General features: G+C 71.4%; 1 protein-coding gene. It reads right to left on the bottom strand.

The annotated features are described in order from the left end of the window. On the bottom strand, positions 1-521 hold a 521-nt coding region (locus HUK84_RS22580; RefSeq protein ID WP_246285852.1), incomplete at both ends, for a TldD/PmbA family protein.

Raw genomic sequence — 521 nt, forward strand, 5'->3', positions numbered from 1 at the left:
GATCTCCAGCACGCCGCTCCGCACGCCTTCGCCGTCGAACGGGTGCGCCGCCAGGCCGCGCGGTCGCGTGGGGTCGTCCAGGATGTCGAGGCCGGCCGGCATGATTCGCTGGCCCATCCGGTCCTTCAGGAAGGACGTGCCCCTCGCGATCGCGTTGCCGTTGACCGCGCCGGCCAGATGCCCCAGCAGGCTGGCCGACACGCGCGGATCGTACACCACCGCCATCCTGCCGGTGCGCGGCCGGCCGGGATTCAGCCGCGCGACCGTGCGCTCGCCGGCGCTGCGTCCGATCGCGGCGGGATCGTCCAGGTCGGCCAGATGCACCGTGCTGTGATAATCATAGTCGCGTTGCATGCCCGTGCCGTGCCCGGCCAGTACGCTGGCCGACACCGAATGGCCGCTGCGCGCATAGCGGCCCGAAAACCCGGCCGAACTCATCAGCACGATGTCCGACAGGCTGGCGGTGGCCGACCCGCCATTGCTGTTGGTCACCCCGGCCACCGACAGCGCGGCATCCTCGG

Source organism: Nguyenibacter vanlangensis (genome assembly GCF_013376155.1).
Taxonomy (GTDB): Bacteria; Pseudomonadota; Alphaproteobacteria; order Acetobacterales; family Acetobacteraceae; genus Gluconacetobacter; species Gluconacetobacter vanlangensis.